Raw genomic sequence first — 15,874 nt, 5'->3', positions numbered from 1 at the left:
AGGTCAATAGCTGCATAAGAGAAGGCCGCCCGGTTATATGCTAGAGTCTCGTTTTTCTGACAACGACGGGAGTTTACTGTGCTGGAGCGGCTGCAACGACGACTGGGTTTGCAGACGATACCCGGAATATTCTTTACCTCGGCTGCGGTGGCTATCGTTTTTGTGGCCCTGGCGGTGCCTTTTGACAAGCAGGTGGCGGATGCCTTCGGCGTGCTGACCGGCTGGGTGGCCCGCAACCTTGGCTGGTTCTATATTCTTTCTGTTTCTTCCCTGCTGATTTTTCTGTTTGGTTTGGCCGTCAGCCGGTATGGCAGTATCCGGCTGGGCAGCGACGACAGCCGGCCGGACTATTCCAATCTCACCTGGTTCACCATGCTGTTTGCCGCCGGCATTGGCACCATACTGATGTTCTGGGGTGTGGCCGAACCGGTGTCGCATTTCGCCAGCCCACCGTTTGACGGCGTGCAGCCACGCACGGAACAGGCGGCCACCGATGCCATGACCATCAGCCTGTACCATTTCGGCCTGCACACCTGGACCATCTTCGCCATGCCTGGCCTGGCCATCGGCTATTTTGCCTACCGGCATGATCTGCCCATGCGCATCAGCAGCCTGTTCTACCCGGTGCTGGGCGAACGCACGTTCGGACCGCTGGGCTGGGCCATTGATGTGATTGCCGTGCTGGGCACACTGTTTGGTGTGGCGACCTCTCTGGGGCTGGGCACGCTGCAGTTGAACAGCGGGCTGAATTATTTGTTCGGTGTGCCTTCCAATGGCTTCGTACAGGTGGTGCTGATTACGGTGATCGCTTCGATTGCAGCCGTCTCGGTGGCGCTCGGGCTGGATAACGGCGTGCGCCGGCTGTCGCAGCTGAACATTGTGCTGGCCATCACCCTGATTTTGTTCGTGGCCGCCGTGGGGCCCACCATTTTCATTGCCGAGGGCATGGTGCAAAGCATCGGTGATTATTTCGATGCCCTGCCGTGGCTGGCGTTCTGGACAGAAACCTTCAAGGAAACGGACTGGCAGCGCCAGTGGACGCTGTTCTACTGGGCCTGGACCATTTCCTGGGCGCCCTATGTGGGCATCTTTATCGCCCGGATTTCCCGGGGCCGGACCATTCGAGAGTTCGTGGCCGGCGTACTGTTTGCGCCCACGGCGTTCACGCTGGTCTGGTTCGGGGTGTTTGGGCTGTCGGCGATTTCCGTGGAGAACAGTGGTGCGGTGGCGCTGGCCAGCCAGGTGGAGCAGGACCCGTCCGTGGCGATTTTTGCCTTCCTGGAGGCCTTCCCGCTGGCGGAAGTGGCGTCTGCCCTGAGTGTGGTGATCATCGTGATTTTCTTCACCACTTCATCGGATTCGGCGTCTCTGGTGATCGATATGCTGACCCGCCGGGAGGAGCAGCCTTCGCTGGTACGCCAGCGGATTTTCTGGGCGGCGGCCCAGGGTGTGGTGGCCGCAACGCTGTTGCTGGCCGGTGGCCTTGAGGCCCTGCAGAACGTGATCACCTCGCTGGGGCTGCCGTTCTGTCTGCTACTGTTGTTTATGGCGGTGTCCCTGTTCCGCGCCCTGCGGGCGGATTACCGGGGTTACGATGTGACAGACCTGGTGAAAGGGCGGGCCTTCCCGGAGGTGGAAGCCGTCGAGAGCGAACCGAAACGGGAGAATGAGTATGTACCGGAAGCTGTTAATCGCGATTGATCCGGAAGACGATCACGAAGGCAAACGGGCGCTGGAAGCTGGCCTGAACCTCCTGGATGAAGACGGTGAGCTGCACCTGGCCAGTGTGTATAACCCCGGTGGTGGCGGTTTTTTCCCGCACGTGACCGAGGATGCGCCGGAGGACAGGGAAGCCGAGGTGCACAAGAAGCTGGATTTGCTGGTGCGCAAATACCTGCCGATGAACCGGGACGCTACCATGCACGTGGTGGCCGGCAATATTGGCGAGAAGCTGGTGGCCCTGGCCGGCCAGCTGTGTGTGGACTTACTGGTGTTGGTGTCCCGGGGCAGTGGTAGCCCCTGGCATTTGCGCAAGGCCACCGTGGAGTATGCCTCGGTGAATGCTCCCTGTACCGTGCTGGTGCTGCCGTCACTGGAAAAGGCGGATGGTGAGGCTGAGGCAACCGAGGATAAGCCCGATAGCTAATCGAACAGAGACAGCTGGTTGGTCTGAGCGCTGCCGGCTGTCTTCCCTCTTGTGTTGCCGGATGGTCGGCGGGGTGCCCCTTTGCGGCTGCCGTGCCGCATCAGTACCCGGTCGGTTTCCGGCCCGCTGACGTGTTGTTTGCGAAATTCTCCAATGGCTTTACGTGCGGCCCGGGCGGCCTGTTCGTGGTCACAGACCGGCAGGGTATAGGTGTTGCCGCCATAGCGTTGCTTTTGCGCGGGCGTCATCAGCCAGGGCGTATGAATCATGCCGGCGGGCACGCCGGCCAGCTCTGGTAGCCAGCGGCGGATGAACTCGCCCTCCGGATCCAGCTTTTGGCTTTGCGTCACCGGGTTGTAGATGCGCAAGGCATTGATGCCGGTCAGGCCCGACTGCATCTGTGCCTGGGGATAATGGATGCCCGGTTCAAAGTCGGTGAACAGGCGTGCGAGGTGGAGCGCTGGTTCGCGCCAGTGCAGCCAGAGCTGATAACTGGCCACCGCCATCAGCATGGCGCGCATCCGGAAATTCAGCCAGCCAGTGTGCCGCAGGCTGCGCATGCAGGCGTCCACCAGTGGCCAGCCGGTCTGGCCTTCCTGCCAGCGTTGTAACCGTTCCGTGTCGTTTGGCGCGGCTTTCAGGTGCTCCAGTTGCCGGTGCATGGCGCGGAATTCCAGCTCCGGTTCGTCTTCCAGCTTTTGTATGAAATGGCAATGCCAGTGCAGCCGGGAGCGAAAGCTGGTCAGGCTTTTTTGTTTGCGAGGCAGGGAACTGCGATGTTGGCCGGTGGCCTTCGTCTGCTGATAAATGTCGCGCAGGCTGACGGTGCCATGGGCAATATGCGGGCTCAGCCTCGAGCAGGCCCTCACCGCCGTGTTCGGGCTGGAGATGTTGTATTGGTAACCCACGCAACGGCGGTCCAGAAACGAGGCCAGCAGCTTCTCGCCCCGGGCGCTACCGCCGGATTGTCGGTCCGGGCAATCCGGGCCATGGAGCGAAGGCGGCGCCTGCCAGTCCGTGGTCTGAAGGCCGGTTGGTAAGGGTGGTAAGGCGTTCGGGGCCGGTAGTTGCGGGGCCTTGATCAGCTCTGACCAGTAGCGATCCCAGTGATCCCGATTGGTCAGCCGGCGAACCACCCCGAAAGTCTGCCATTCCCTGAATTCGACCCCCGCTTCCTGGCACCAGCGAATAACCGATCTGTCCCGCTCGAACGTCCACTGCCCGCCGGTTTCCTGATGGCTCAAGACCCGGTTGATGCCGTGCTCCGCTTTCAACTGAGCAAGCAGGCCGGTCACCGGGCCGGTCATCACCAGCAAGTCCGAGCCTCGCCGGCGCAGCTGATTCTGGAGTTCCCTGAGTGAATCGTCGATAAACTCCCACTGGCGGGCGGACGTGTCTGGCTGTTGCCAGTATTCCGGTTCAATCACGTAAAGGGAAATCACCGGCTCTCCGAGCCGGGCTGCCGCATGCAAGGGGCCGTGATCGTGTACCCGTAAATCCCGTTTGTACCAGACAAGGGTGGTCATGCCAGGCTTCTCCGCGCTGAACGCCGGCAGCGCTCGCTGCAATAACGAACGTTAGGCCAGTCCCGCGCCCATTTCTTACGCCAGTTGAATGGGCGCTGGCATACCGGGCATTGTTTGCTGGGCAAGTGGGGCTTCTTGTGGCTCACGATCGGTTGCTGGTAGTGGTGATCAAAAGAGATCAGTAATGATCGATAGTGTAATGGAACTACGTCGGCCCCGGCCATCAGGATCAGCGCCGGCGCCCTCAGGTTCCGGTGTGCTCCCTGGACAGCCGTGCGAGATCTTCACTAATGGCTTGTGCGGACAGGTCCGGTCGCATGAGCAGTCTGGCCCGGCCCTGGTGGTCGAACACGTAAACGGCGCTGCTGTGGGAGACGTTGTAGTTGCCGTTCTCATCTGGCTCGTCATAGCCGAAGGTGGTGCGGTAGCGCTTGCTGAGTGCGCGTAGTTGCGCCTCGGTGCCGGTCAGGCCGGTGACGTGCTCGCCAAAGAAATTCACATAGCTGGCCAGTCGCTCGGGCGTATCCCGTTTCGGGTCCACGCTGACAAACAGCACTTCCACTTGTTCGCGTTTTGCTTCGGGTAACTGATTGATGGCCACGCGCAGCCGTGCGAGGGTATCCGGGCACACGTCCGGACAGGAGGTGAAACCGAAATACAGCAGGCGAAGCTGGCCGGCGGAGTCCGAGGCGGTGACTGTCTGGCCGTTGGTGCCGGTGAGCTCAAACGCCAGCTCCGGCATCAACCCGCTGATGTCCTTGCCATGCCAGGGTTGATTATTGCCGCAGCCTGCCAGTAAGGCCAAGGCGGCCAGCAGTGCCGCCAGTCCGGTTTTCATGAAACACCTCCATTCACCAGCGATCGGGGCTGGCCCGGGTGTGGCCGTGGCGTATCGGCGTGCATGGCCCGGCGCAGCAGAATCAGAATACCCAGAATGCTCATCATCGCCGGTGGTATCCAGGTTAGCAGTCCGCCCAGCAACTGGTCGGTTTCCGGTGCCAGTGGCCAGGCCCGGCCGCAGACTTCGTAAACGTCATACACCATGTCCCGGGAAAATACGATCCAGGCGCCCAGAATCATCTGTGGCAGCGCCACCAGTGCCAGTATGAGGATGCGTTTGCCATAGCCCAGTGCCGTGGTTTTCGCTGGTGAGCGCGGGTCAAACATCAGCCACCAGAACAGCAGGCCGTCCAGCAGCATGCTCCAGTTCATCAGCCAGTAAAGATCCCGGGACAGCATGGCGTCGAAATGCACGGCGGGCCAGAGCCAGAAGTAAATCAGGCCGACAAACAGCACCGCCGCGATCACCGGCTGTTGCAGCAGCCGGTACAGCCAGGCAACGGGCGCCAGCCAGGGTTTGTTGGCCAGCCCGAGTGCCCGGTACCAGAAGCGGAAGATTGGTAGCGGGTTGGACAGGGCAATAAGGAACGGGCCGAGGTGGTGCAGGATCAGGTGCTGGCCCCGATGTACGAAAAACATGTACTGGGAGAAGTAATCGAAGCGGGTCTGCATGACTCCATAGCAGAGCAGAACGCCCAGGGTGAAGGCCACAATGCGCACTGGCCCCGGTTGCTGGTCGGGCGCCATACGTAACAGCGCAATACCGTAGCCCGCCAGTACCAGTACAAAGGCAAGTATGGTCAGCGGCGAATAATCATAGGGAAGAAGAGCGCTGGCATCTGGCATGGGCACCACTTGGCAGTTGCAGTCGAAGAAGTTTTTGTTGTTCTGTGCAAGTGCTCAATGTTCTCTTGAGTGTTGACCTGAACCCTGCGGATTGCAAGCCGATCCCGGGCTTAGAGTGTGTCAATATTCGCCAGCAGGTATTCGGCCCGCGCTAGCAGTGCCTGGCGCCTTTCCGGCTTCTGGCGGTCCCAGTTGCGATACATCATGCCCATGCGAGGGTTGTTGGCGAAATCGTCCCGGTGCCGGTCAATGAAATGCCAGTACAGGGCGTTGAACGGGCAGGCGTTGTCGCCAGTGGCGTCCTGCACCTTGTAGTGGCAATGCTTGCAGTGGTCCGACATGCGCTGGATGTACTTGCCACTGGCGGCGTAGGGCTTGGAGCCCAGGTAGCCGCCATCGGCATGCATCACCATGCCCAATACGTTGGGCAGCTCCACCCAGTCGTAGGCATCGGCGTAGACGGCCAGGTACCAGTCGCAAATCTCCTCGGGTTTGATGCCGGCCAGCAGGGCGAAATTGCCAGTGACCATCAGCCGCTGGATGTGATGGGCGTAGGCGTTGCGCTGGGTGGCGTCGATGGCCTTGTGCATGCAGCGCATTTTGGTGTCCCCGGTCCAGTAAAACCAGGGCAGGCTGCGGCTATTGCCCAGCCGGTTTTCCCGGGCATAGCCGGGCATGTTCAGCCAGTAGATGCCCCGGACGAACTCGCGCCAGCCCAGGATCTGGCGAATAAAGCCCTCCACGGCATTGAGCGGTGCGCGTCCGGAATACCAGGCCTGGGCGGCGGCCTCGCAGACGGTTAACGGGTCCAGCAGGCCGCAGTTGATATACGGTGAGAGGATGGAATGGAACAGCCAGTCCTCGTTGTCGGAGATGGCGTCCTGGTAATCCCCGAAACAGGGCAGGCCAAAGTCGAGGAAATGCTCCAAGGCGGCCTGGGCGTTTTCGGCCGTGACCGCAAAGTGGAAGTCGTCGGTGGTGCCGAAGTGATCGGCGAAGAGGGTGTCCACCAGCTCGATCACCTCCCGGGTAATGGTATCCGGCTCCATCCGAAACGGGGCGGGCGCCGGCGGTTTGCCGCTCCACTTTTTCCGGTTGTCGGCATCGAAGTTCCACTGGCCACCTTCCGGATCGCCGTCCGGGGTCATCAGCAGGCCGGTTTTTCGGCGCATCTCCCGGTAGAAAAAATCCATGCGCAGCTGTTTGCGGCCCTTGGCCCAGCTGGCAAATTCGTCCTTGCTGGCGATAAAGCGGGTGTCCGGGCGAATCTCCACCGGCACGCCCAGGCGCTCGGGCCACTGCTGGATCTGTTCGTGCAGGCACCATTCGCCGCATTCGGTGGTGATCACCCGTTCGAAGTCGCGGTTGACCAACTGGTCGGCAAGTACGGCTTCGAGGGTCTGGTGCGGGTTGTCTGGGTGGTAGTGCTGGTAATGCACCCGCCAGCCTTGGTCACGCAACTGATCGGCAAAATGCCGCATGGCGCTGAACAGCAGCACCAGTTTTTTCTTGTGGTGGTTGGTGTAGCCGGCCTCCTCGGCCACTTCCGCCATGACAATCCGGTCCCGTGTTTTGTCGGCGTTTTCCAGGGCAGACAGCTCCGGGGACAGCTGGTCGCCGAGAACAAGAATCAGGTTGGCCATGGCCGGCTCCGTTTCAGGTTTATCCTTTGGGGTTATCCACAAGAGGTACGCACAATACGCCATGGGCGCAAGGGTGGTTCAGTGCACAAACTGGTACACTGCCGTGATTCGAATCAATCGATCAAGCGTGCCGGTCAGGCATAATGCCCGCCTTCCCGCACGCCGATATTATTTACGTTCAGAGTGTTAACTATGGCCTCCGATACCGCTGCTAACGCACATACTGTTGAACTGCCCGAATTCATCTGGGATGAGAACCTGATCCGCCGCTATGACTTGAGCGGCCCACGCTACACCTCTTATCCCACGGCGGTGGAGTTCAATCGCGACTATTCCGTGGAAGACATGGTGAAAGCGGCCGGGCGCAGCAAGGCCGCCGGTGGCCCGATCTCCCTGTATACCCATCTGCCGTTCTGTGCGCACCTGTGCTACTACTGCGCCTGCAACAAGGTGATCACTAAAAAGCGCGATAAGGCCATGCCTTATGTGGAACGCCTGCTGAAAGAGGCCGCCATCCAGGCGAAATTGTTCGGTGCCGACCGGCCGGTGAAACAGCTGCACTGGGGCGGCGGCACACCAACCTTCCTGCCCAAGGATGTGATGCAGCACCTGATGGCCGGCTACGGCGAGCTGTTCAATCTGCAGTCCGGCGATGACCACGACTACAGCGTGGAGATTGATCCGCGGGAAGTGGACCAGGACACCCTGCCCACCCTGTGGGATCTGGGCTTCAACCGCATCAGCCTGGGGGTTCAGGATGTGAACCCGGAAGTGCAGAAGGCGGTGAACCGTATCCAGCCCCAGGACATGACCCAGGGCGTGCTGGATGAAGCTCGGCGCATCGGTTTCCAGTCCATCAACCTGGATCTGATTTACGGGCTGCCGTACCAGACCCCGGAAAGCTTCGCTGAAACCCTGGAAGAGGTGATCCGCATGTCGCCGGACCGGCTGTCCGTGTTCAGTTACGCGCACCTGCCGGACCGTTTCTATCCGCAGACCCGCATCCAGGCGGAGACCCTGCCCAGCCCGCAGCAGAAACTGACCATCCTGCACAACACCATCAACCGTCTGCTGGAGGCCGGTTACGAGTACATCGGCATGGACCACTTCGCCAAGCCGGACGACAGCCTGGCGGTGGCCCAGCGCGAAGGTCGCCTGCACCGGAACTTCCAGGGCTATACCACCCATTCGGATTGCGATCTGGTGTCACTGGGCGTGTCGGCCATTGGCCAGACCGACGATGCCTATTTCCAGAACAACCATGACCTGGAAGCCTGGGAGAAGTCCATCGATGCCGGCCAGCTGGCCATCATCCGGGGCGTGAACCTGACCCGGGATGACCGCATCCGCCGCTGGGTGATCGGTCAGTTGATCTGCCAGTTCCGGCTGGATCGCCAGCAGTTTGCCGACCAGTGGGGTGAGAACTTCGACCGCTATTTCGCCGACGAGCTGCAGCGCCTGAAGCCGATGATGGAAGACGAGCTGATTGGTGATGATGGTCGGCTGCTGCAGGTGCAGCCCGCTGGGCGTCTGCTGATTCGTGCGATCTGCCAGATCTTCGATCTGTACCGCAAGGAAGGCGCCAGCCAGCGCTTCTCGCGCATTATCTGAAGACCTGTCGGTGCAGCCGGTTCCGGGAGGTATTTCGGGCCCGGCTGCCATCGTTTATTTGATTTTTGGCGGTTTGTCGGCCACTTCCCGGGCCTGGGTGCGCCACTTCAGTTTGATCTCCACTTCCTGCTTGTCCCCCTCGTCGCTGGCCCGGACCCCGACTTCCAGTAACTTGCCTGGCGTGAGCCGCAGACATCCTTCCTCCTCCTGGAACTCGAGTTCGCCTTTTTTGATGGCCTTGCCCAGGGTTTCCAGTAACTCCCGGGTTGTCTGGCGGTCCAGCAGCGAGTCGTGGCTGAATTTCGTTTTGGACTTCACTGTTGAGCTCCTTTCGGATGAAACACTTTGGCCCGAGGGTAGTCGCAGCTGATACCAACCACGCCGCGCTTTTTGTCGATCAGGGTGGCACCGATGCCATAACCATCCAGCCCTTCGCGGCTGCGGGAGTGCGCGTCCAGGGTGATGTCGGCTTCAATGTGTACCAGCCCGTTTTTCAGGGCAATGCGTTGGCCGTGATGCTGGTTGATGTGCCCGTGCACGAGCACATGAATGCCGGCCTTGCGGGTGGCTTTGGCACCCCTTGGCGTCAGGGGTAAATCGGCCTTGCGATACTTGGTGCGGAAGACGTTGGCCAGCGGGCTGTAGTAGAAGTTGAACAGGTTCTGGGTCATCAGGTTCTTCTTGAACGCCTTGTTGGCGTGCTTGATACCCTGTTTTGCCAGCAGCTCGGCCATGTGGTCGTCCAGGCCGGCGTGCAGAAACAAAAAGGAGCCATTTTTCTTCAGCAACCGCATTTTTTTGAAGAACCAGCTGAATTCCCCACGGTTGCCGAGAAACAGCGAACGGCATTTGATGGCGGCCGCGTAAACCTGCTGCAAAGACAGACCGGCATCGGCGCATTCCTGTTCGAACGTATCGACTTTTTTGCGCATTTTCCGGGTTTCCCGGTCGATGCCTTCGGCGGTGAGAAAGCCGGCGGCAAAATAGGGGAAACGGTCGAACCAGGTATCATCCGGAAACAGCAGAGCCCGGCAGGCGTTTTCGTCGGGCATGCCTGACTGCCAGCGGGTGTTGGCCAGGTATTGGTCAAACACCTCCCGGAACAGCGGGATGACTTTCTTGCCCATGCGCACGAACAGGTGCTGGCTACCCACATCGTTTTCCCGCTCCAGACTGAGCAGGCCCATTAATAACCGCAGGTCGTGATTGCCGGCCAGCAGGGTGACGTCTGCATTCAGCCTGTACAGGTGCGCCAGGCTGCGCAGCATGGCCAGGTTGCTGGGGCCCTTGTCCAGACAATCGCCGCCGATGATGATTCCGGTTTTTTTGCCGGCTTTGCTGAGCTTGTAATCGCACAGATTGGGGCCCACACGCTTGGCCACGCCGGCAGCAATCAGAGAGGCCTCGAAGGCCTCGGCATCTGCATGGGGATCGGAAATAAACACGGTCGGGCGGGATGGCCAGCGAAAATCCCGTTTGCTGGCCCGGTGCCGGAATGTGAGCAGGGCGTCGTCGGCATTGACCGACCCCGGCTCGTCTGGCCAGCTCTGCCACTGCTCTGGCAGTCGGTCGGCAATGGCCGAGTGATAGGTGGGTTTGCCGATCCGGGGGATAACAGTCTGGGCAGCCATGGTGTCTGGATTCTAGTCGATGGGGTCCGGGGCCTGGCGTTGCTTCCAGTTGCCGAACAGGCGGGCCCACCCGTGGTGCTGTTTTTCGAACACAACCGGATGGCCATGAAACATGCTGAGCCGTTTAATATCGCTGAACTTTATGACATTTAAATAATAGCTCGCGTGGCGGATGGAGGCGCCATGCCCGACAATCAATTGAACACCCTGGTCTGCATCGAAAACCGGCAGGGCTTTCAGGTGTGTTGCTACCCGTTGGCCGGCTTCGAGGTGGCTTTCCGCGCCCTCAAACGGCAGGCGGAACTGGCTGTCGGATTTCCAGTTGTCGGGCAAGGGATCAAGACGGGGATCGCGTTCGACAATGGCTTCGATTTCGCTGACCGAAAGGTTGGCGAGCGCACCGACACTGCGTTCACACAGGGCAGACACGCTTTGTACTCGCATGGGGTCCGGGCAAAGGTCCTGCAGCACTTGCCGGTAGATTTCGGCGGTTTGCCAGGCTCTTAGCAGCGTGGAGCAATGGATAACCGGCTCCGGTTGATAGCCGCTTTGCGCTAGCCAGTCGGCGAACTGTTGGGCCTGACCGCGCACTTCGGCCTCACCCTCGCCGGTCAGGGGGTGCGGCTGCAGCGCGCTCGGGGTATCGGGCTGTTGGTGGTATTGCCCGTGCCGGATGAAGGCCAGCGCCGCCATTACAACAACCCTCGGATTTTCAGCAGCTCAACGGCGCGGCCGAAATCCACCCGGCCCGTTATCCGCCAGACGGTCACACCGGACAGGTTGCTGGCGTAGGCCTCGCGCGAGCGGGCCTTCTCCGGTGGGAAGAGGCCGTTCGCATCCTGGAAAAACGGCCCGGGGCTTTTGCGCAGGCCATCCAGGGCCTCGGCAATGGCGTCGGCTGGCAGTGCCTGCAGGGCTGTTTCAGCGGGTGACTCCAGTGACCAGTCCAGCAGCACCAGATGCTTCAGGGTGCCGGAAAGCTCAATCTTGCCGGCGCCATAGTACTCCGGAATGGGCACATCGTACTTTTGCTCAATGTCCCAGAGTGCCTGCTCCGGCAGATTGGCAAACCGGTGTTGTTCCGGCTCCGGCAGAATGGACACCAGGCGCCGGGAATGCAGCAGGGTGCCCGGATTGACCCGGGGGTGTTTGGCAACGCCGAGCACCCGCGTGGTGCTGTTATCCGGGCGAAACAGAATCCGGTCATTGGACAGAAACCGCGCCTGTTCGGTTTCCAGAGCCTTGAGCATCAGGGTGGATTTGCCACCCCCGGAATTGGCGGCGATAGCCGTAGTCTGGCCATTGCAAGTGAGCGCGGCGGCATGGCCGAGCAAATAATCCTGCTGCTGGTAGTGGTTGAGAAACTGGTTGTTGACGAAATTCACCACCTGCGAGTGGTTGGCCTGCAACTCGCCGAACACCATCAGATCGGTCAGCGACTGAAACATCACCATGCCGGTGCGCACCTTGTGGATCCAGCGGCCGTCCGGCGTGTCCACATAAGCCTCTTTCAGCCCCAGCGGGCTTGGTTTTTTTCGTTGCACGGATGTCCATTGCGCGCCACAGGTATCCGCTGGCTGGTCGAGCAGAAATATCGACCGCTCGGCGGTGTTGGACGGCGTTGACTGAGGGCTGTCCGGCCAGGCGAGCCCCGAATAATAGTGGGCCAGATAATCCAGAATGGCGCGATTATCCGCGTGCAGCCGGAAACGGATGCCCTTAAAGGCCAGAGTCAGCTGTTCACGACAGGTGCGTTTCGCCCGGCTTATGGCCTCGGCGTTAAAAATATCGATCATGCGGATGTCCGTAAGGTTTCCAGAGCATGGTGGCACAGCTTTTCAGCGGCATCGATGCCGCATCCCTTGAGGGCGCCACTGAAGCCGCCAAAGGCCGAGACTTCGAACACCACCGGGCCCTGTTCGGTCAGGGCAATATCGACGGTGGTCATGCTCAGGTCAAAGCAGGCCTGAGCCTTGCTGCCCAGTTCGATCAGCTCCGGTGGGGCGTCATAATTCCGGTACTTGCCGCCACTGTGGATGGTGGTGTTCCAGGCACCGGCGTCGCCGACCCGGGCATAGGTGCACAGGTATTCACCGCCGAGAAACACCATGCCAAGGTCCTGCCCGCCCAGCTCGGCGAACTGTTGCAGATAAAACAGTCCGTGTTCGACCTTGAAGGCGTTCAGTTTGTCGGTGTTAGCGGACTCACCATCGCTGGCATCCAGCACCACCATGCCACGGGCCTTGGTGGAATAAAGCGGTTTGAGGATGGCCTTGCCGAACTGGTTAACGATGCCCAGCGCGGCGTCTGTGCTTTCGGTTACCCGGGTGGCGGGCATCGGGATGCCGGCCCGGGCCAGGGCAGCGGTGCCTTCCAGCCGGTTAAGCAGGCGGCCGACCTGGCTCGGGCGACTGAAACACGGCACGCCGTCTTTTTCCAGTTGGCTTAGCATTCGCACCCGGTCATCGGCGGCGGGCGAGTAGATCTCGCTGATTTTCTTGATGATCACGCCGTCCAGCTCGTTCAGCACCAGGTCCCGGTAATGCAGCCGGCCGCTGGCCAGTTCCAGTACCACCTCGGCCATGTCGACCACACAGCGGAAGCCGGTCAGCCGTTGCAGGTGGTCGGCCAGCACTTCGGTGGACCACTTGCCGGGTGTGCCTATCACGGCAATCCGTTTCTCAATCACTGAATATTTCCTCCAGGGGTAGCTGGTACCGGGGCAGAGCATCCACCGGTAACTGTGCCACGGCTTCCAGTAAATAGCGCGCCCGGAAGGCCAGTTTTTCGGCAAATTTCCGGTCGTAAATAAAACGGGTAGACGTGGCGAATGAACGGGCCAGGGCAATGGCCAGGCGCAGGTCGAAGGTGTCGTCTTCGCGGCTGCGGGCAAAGCGCCGGGCGAACCGATACAGCTGGCGCACCAACTCCATCATCCGTGCCCGGCGAGCCGCCTCGACAACCGGCATACGGTACACGGAAACCATCAGCACGGAGATGTCCTGCACATAGTCGGAATAGGACGCCCGATGCAAATCAATGAAATAGATTCGGTTTTTCGCGTCGTCAAAAAGCAGGTTGTCAACGTTGAAGTCGCCGTGAATCAGCACCGAAAACGGCGCCGGGCAGCGGTTTTCCAGTTCGGTTGCCTGTTGCATCAGGGTTTCAAAGCCCGGGCGGGTCAAGCCGCAAAGGATCTGTCGGCCGTTGAACAGCGATGAATGGGTCTGGCGCACGTCCGGCAGGCGGCTTGCCAGTTGCTGCATGTAGCCGGGCAGGCAACGCTCCCGGGTATGGGAGGCTTTCCAGATCTTGCGCAGCGTTTTCTCCAGTTTTTTCAGCAGCTGGCTGGCCATCGACCACTGGCCGTTCAGGATCAGCGCTTCAAGAGTGGTGCCCGGCAGGTGTTCGATCACCATGGAAGCCAGCCGGTCGTCGGCGTGAATATCGTGGGACAGCACCGAGGGCGCCACTTTCGGGAAGACCTTTTTCCATTGATCCACACCGTCGATCTCTTCTTTCACCTTGTGCGGCTGGCCCTCCTTGTAGACCGCCATGATGTCGCCACTGCCGGTCGGCTCGGTGGTCAGGCCGGCGATGGTGCTGCCGCTGCGGGTCAGCGCCAGACGCTCGACGCCAAAACTGCCGGCTTCGGATGTCAGGGCGTGGGCGGCCTGTTTCAGCTGCTTGTAATTCTGCAACCGAACGGCGGGCCCGAAATTGGCGGCCAGCAGGGCATCGGCCAGATCGTTTAACAGGCCAAGCATGCGGGCAATCTGGAAGTGCAGCACCGGGAACGGGCCAGTGTGGTTGTCGGCCGTGGCCAGATCGTTCAGGCGGCGCAGGGATTTGGCCGTCTGGCGGCCTATTTTCAGGCCCTGGCGGGTGGTGCTTTGGGCCGGGTCAATGGCCACCAGCGACAGGGATTTGCGGATGCGCCGGATCAGTTTGGCGTAATCGGCCAAGTGTTTTGCCGGCGGCTCAGCGGGCAGAGCCGGTTGGTCGGGAACCAGCGCCGTGAATTCCGTGCAGGCGCGGCCAATCTGGTCCAGCAACCGGGCCACGGATTCCAGCGATTTTGATTGCTGGAATCCCCGGCCATCGACCTTGCGCCGCTGAACGTCCAGGGCAACGGCCTGCTCCACTTTTTCCAGCAGGGTCTTGCGGTATCCCTGGCGGCCCCACAGTCGCTCGGCCAGGGGGGCGGCCGGGGATGTCACATAATCTTCAAGCAGCTTGCAGTGATTTTCTACTTCAAATCGCAGAAAATACAGATGCTCCAGAATGGATGGGTTAATGGCTTGCCTCTCTTCGCAAGGTAATCATTTTCGATATACATGGATTGGCTGACACTATAGGCAAGCCCGATGCCGATTGTGTTACGCTTTTTTGACAATTGGCTCGGCAAGTATGACAAAAAAACGATTTGATTGCGGCGGTTACCAGGTACCCCGCGCAGTGTTTCAGGGCAATGACCTGCGCCTGGCCCGTTACCGAAGGGTGCCGGAGCTGGGCCCGCGCGTGTTGTTTTTCAGTGGTGGCACGGCCCTGAAGCATTTTTCCGAAGTGCTGGCCGACTACACCCACAATTCCATTCACTTGGTGACCCCGTTCGATTCCGGCGGCAGTTCGGCCGAGTTGCGGCGGGCTTTCTCGATGCCGGCGGTGGGGGATTTGCGGGCCAGGCTGCTGTCACTGGCGGATCACTCGGTAACCGGCCACCCGGACATTGCCGCGCTGTTTTCCCTGCGCCTGGACGCAAACGCCGAAAAAGACGAGCTGATGCACACGTTGCTGTCACTTGTGCAGGCCCGGCATCCGCTCTTGAAGGCCATTGCCGAGCCCATGCGGTCGTTGATCCGAAGCTATCTGGAAGGCTTTTATCGCCAGATGCCGGAGGACTTCAATCTGGCCGGCGCCAGTGTCGGCAATCTGATTCTGACTGGCGGCTATCTGCTGCATAACCGGTCTCTGGATCCGATCGCGTTTCTGTTTGGTCAGCTGATCAAAACCCGGGGTATTGTGCGCACCACCACCGACGCGGATCTGCAACTGCAGGTGGAGCTGGAAAGTGGCCGGATCATTCACGGCCAGCACCGGTTTACCGGCAAGGAAACCGCGCAGATTGATTCGCCGGTCCGGTCGATTCGGTTGTCCGGTGATGCCGATGACGTTGATGCGCTGGGCGCCTCGAAGGTGTGCAAGGAAACCCGGCAGTTGATTGGCTCCGCCGAGTTGCTGGTGTTCCCGCCCGGCAGTTTCTACAGCAGTTTGATCGCCAATCTGTTGCCCAAGGGAGTGGTGAAGGCGCTGGCGCGCAACCCCGCGCCGAGAGTCTATGTGCCTAACCTGGGGACGGATCTGGAGGCGCTGGGCATGACGTTGTCGGATCAGGTACGCGTGCTGGCCCGGCATCTGTCATCGGGCAAACAGGCGGCGGAACGCCAGAGGCCGCCAATTGATTTTTTGCTGCTTGATTCCTGCCTGCTGGATGTCCCCGAGAGCCGGCTGGCTCAGATTCGCGATCAGTGGGGCATTCAGGTGATCGATGTGGATCTCGCCAGTGAGGCGGAGGTTGAACGGTACGACGACCGGAAGCTGGCCGAGGCGCTGCTGGCACTGACCTGATCT

At 60.4% G+C, this 15,874-nt stretch carries 15 protein-coding genes; 4 read left to right on the top strand and 11 right to left on the bottom strand.

Translation table 11 applies throughout. The features are described 5' to 3' along the window. Positions 1–78 precede the first annotated feature (78 nt). Positions 79–1,701, top strand: coding sequence for a BCCT family transporter (locus BMZ63_RS10255; protein ID WP_091705218.1), 1,623 nt, complete (start codon positions 79–81; stop codon positions 1,699–1,701). After that, on the top strand, positions 1,673–2,146 hold the full coding sequence (locus BMZ63_RS10250) for a universal stress protein (protein WP_091705215.1): 474 nt from the start codon (positions 1,673–1,675) through the stop codon (positions 2,144–2,146). The genes BMZ63_RS10255 and BMZ63_RS10250 overlap by 29 nt, the downstream gene beginning before the upstream one ends. Here the strand turns inward: BMZ63_RS10250 and BMZ63_RS10245 are convergent. The 5 genes from BMZ63_RS10245 to BMZ63_RS10225 all read right to left on the bottom strand — a co-directional run bounded on the left by BMZ63_RS10245 (position 2,143) and on the right by BMZ63_RS10225 (position 7,001). Continuing rightward, positions 2,143–3,672, bottom strand: coding sequence for an FAD-binding domain-containing protein (locus BMZ63_RS10245; protein ID WP_091705212.1), 1,530 nt, complete (start codon positions 3,670–3,672; stop codon positions 2,143–2,145). The two genes, BMZ63_RS10250 and BMZ63_RS10245, sit on opposite strands and share 4 nt — an antisense overlap. Continuing rightward, positions 3,669–3,818 carry a DUF2256 domain-containing protein gene (locus BMZ63_RS10240; RefSeq protein WP_177187064.1) on the bottom strand — a complete coding sequence of 50 codons (150 nt, stop codon included), beginning with the start codon at positions 3,816–3,818 and terminating at the stop codon, positions 3,669–3,671. Before BMZ63_RS10240 ends, BMZ63_RS10245 begins: the two co-directional genes overlap by 4 nt. Positions 3,819–3,916: 98 nt before the next feature. Continuing rightward, on the bottom strand, positions 3,917–4,510 hold the full coding sequence (locus BMZ63_RS10235) for an SCO family protein (protein ID WP_091705208.1): 594 nt from the start codon (positions 4,508–4,510) through the stop codon (positions 3,917–3,919). Next, entirely contained in the window at positions 4,507–5,358 is an 852-nt protein-coding gene (locus BMZ63_RS10230) for a cytochrome c oxidase assembly protein (RefSeq protein WP_091705356.1), read from the bottom strand. The genes BMZ63_RS10235 and BMZ63_RS10230 overlap by 4 nt, the downstream gene beginning before the upstream one ends. A 110-nt stretch (positions 5,359–5,468) precedes the next feature. After that, complete coding sequence (locus BMZ63_RS10225; protein ID WP_091705206.1) at positions 5,469–7,001, bottom strand: cryptochrome/photolyase family protein; 1,533 nt, start codon at positions 6,999–7,001, stop codon at positions 5,469–5,471. Positions 7,002–7,193: 192 nt separating this feature from the next. Between BMZ63_RS10225 and hemN the strand changes: the two genes are divergently transcribed. Continuing rightward, on the top strand, positions 7,194–8,612 hold the full coding sequence (gene hemN, locus BMZ63_RS10220) for an oxygen-independent coproporphyrinogen III oxidase (protein ID WP_091705203.1): 1,419 nt from the start codon (positions 7,194–7,196) through the stop codon (positions 8,610–8,612). Between the two features lie 54 nt (positions 8,613–8,666). Here the strand turns inward: hemN and BMZ63_RS10215 are convergent, their stop codons facing one another. The 6 genes from BMZ63_RS10215 to BMZ63_RS10190 are packed head-to-tail and all read right to left on the bottom strand — an operon-like array spanning position 8,667 to position 14,463. Then, complete coding sequence (locus BMZ63_RS10215; RefSeq protein ID WP_177187063.1) at positions 8,667–8,930, bottom strand: amphi-Trp domain-containing protein; 264 nt, start codon at positions 8,928–8,930, stop codon at positions 8,667–8,669. After that, positions 8,927–10,243 (bottom strand): metallophosphoesterase, encoded by a 1,317-nt coding sequence (locus tag BMZ63_RS10210; RefSeq protein WP_091705198.1) that lies wholly within the window; start codon positions 10,241–10,243, stop codon positions 8,927–8,929. The genes BMZ63_RS10215 and BMZ63_RS10210 overlap by 4 nt, the downstream gene beginning before the upstream one ends. 12 nt (positions 10,244–10,255) lie before the next feature. Further along, the gene (locus tag BMZ63_RS10205) at positions 10,256–10,936 is read right to left on the bottom strand and encodes a histidine phosphatase family protein (protein ID WP_091705196.1); all 681 of its coding nucleotides are present in this window, start codon (positions 10,934–10,936) and stop codon (positions 10,256–10,258) included. Then, the gene (locus BMZ63_RS10200) at positions 10,936–12,039 is read right to left on the bottom strand and encodes an HprK-related kinase B (RefSeq protein ID WP_091705194.1); all 1,104 of its coding nucleotides are present in this window, start codon (positions 12,037–12,039) and stop codon (positions 10,936–10,938) included. Before BMZ63_RS10200 ends, BMZ63_RS10205 begins: the two co-directional genes overlap by 1 nt. Continuing rightward, positions 12,036–12,932 (bottom strand): GAK system ATP-grasp enzyme, encoded by an 897-nt coding sequence (locus BMZ63_RS10195; RefSeq protein ID WP_091705193.1) that lies wholly within the window; start codon positions 12,930–12,932, stop codon positions 12,036–12,038. The genes BMZ63_RS10200 and BMZ63_RS10195 overlap by 4 nt, the downstream gene beginning before the upstream one ends. After that, positions 12,925–14,463 (bottom strand): aminoglycoside phosphotransferase family protein, encoded by a 1,539-nt coding sequence (locus BMZ63_RS10190; RefSeq protein WP_091705190.1) that lies wholly within the window; start codon positions 14,461–14,463, stop codon positions 12,925–12,927. The genes BMZ63_RS10195 and BMZ63_RS10190 overlap by 8 nt, the downstream gene beginning before the upstream one ends. A gap of 190 nt (positions 14,464–14,653) precedes the next feature. Between BMZ63_RS10190 and BMZ63_RS10185 the strand changes: the two genes are divergently transcribed. Beyond that, entirely contained in the window at positions 14,654–15,871 is a 1,218-nt protein-coding gene (locus BMZ63_RS10185) for a GAK system CofD-like protein (protein ID WP_091705188.1), read from the top strand. Positions 15,872–15,874 lie beyond the last annotated feature (3 nt).

Origin of the sequence: Marinobacter persicus (assembly GCF_900114155.1) — a bacterium.
Taxonomy (GTDB): domain Bacteria; phylum Pseudomonadota; class Gammaproteobacteria; order Pseudomonadales; family Oleiphilaceae; genus Marinobacter; species Marinobacter persicus.
Note: the sequence above shows the minus strand (reverse complement) of the source record. Positions and strands in the feature narration are given on the sequence as shown.

Coding starts and splice junctions, on each gene's coding strand:
- BMZ63_RS10235 (WP_091705208.1), bottom strand. CDS start 4,510: ATGAAAACCGGACTGGCGGCACTGCTGGCCGCCTTGGCCTTACTGGCA.
- BMZ63_RS10245 (WP_091705212.1), bottom strand. CDS start 3,672: ATGACCACCCTTGTCTGGTACAAACGGGATTTACGGGTACACGATCAC.
- hemN (WP_091705203.1), top strand. CDS start 7,194: ATGGCCTCCGATACCGCTGCTAACGCACATACTGTTGAACTGCCCGAA.
- BMZ63_RS10185 (WP_091705188.1), top strand. CDS start 14,654: ATGACAAAAAAACGATTTGATTGCGGCGGTTACCAGGTACCCCGCGCA.
- BMZ63_RS10230 (WP_091705356.1), bottom strand. CDS start 5,358: ATGCCAGATGCCAGCGCTCTTCTTCCCTATGATTATTCGCCGCTGACC.
- BMZ63_RS10250 (WP_091705215.1), top strand. CDS start 1,673: ATGTACCGGAAGCTGTTAATCGCGATTGATCCGGAAGACGATCACGAA.
- BMZ63_RS10210 (WP_091705198.1), bottom strand. CDS start 10,243: ATGGCTGCCCAGACTGTTATCCCCCGGATCGGCAAACCCACCTATCAC.
- BMZ63_RS10225 (WP_091705206.1), bottom strand. CDS start 7,001: ATGGCCAACCTGATTCTTGTTCTCGGCGACCAGCTGTCCCCGGAGCTG.
- BMZ63_RS10205 (WP_091705196.1), bottom strand. CDS start 10,936: ATGGCGGCGCTGGCCTTCATCCGGCACGGGCAATACCACCAACAGCCC.
- BMZ63_RS10200 (WP_091705194.1), bottom strand. CDS start 12,039: ATGATCGATATTTTTAACGCCGAGGCCATAAGCCGGGCGAAACGCACC.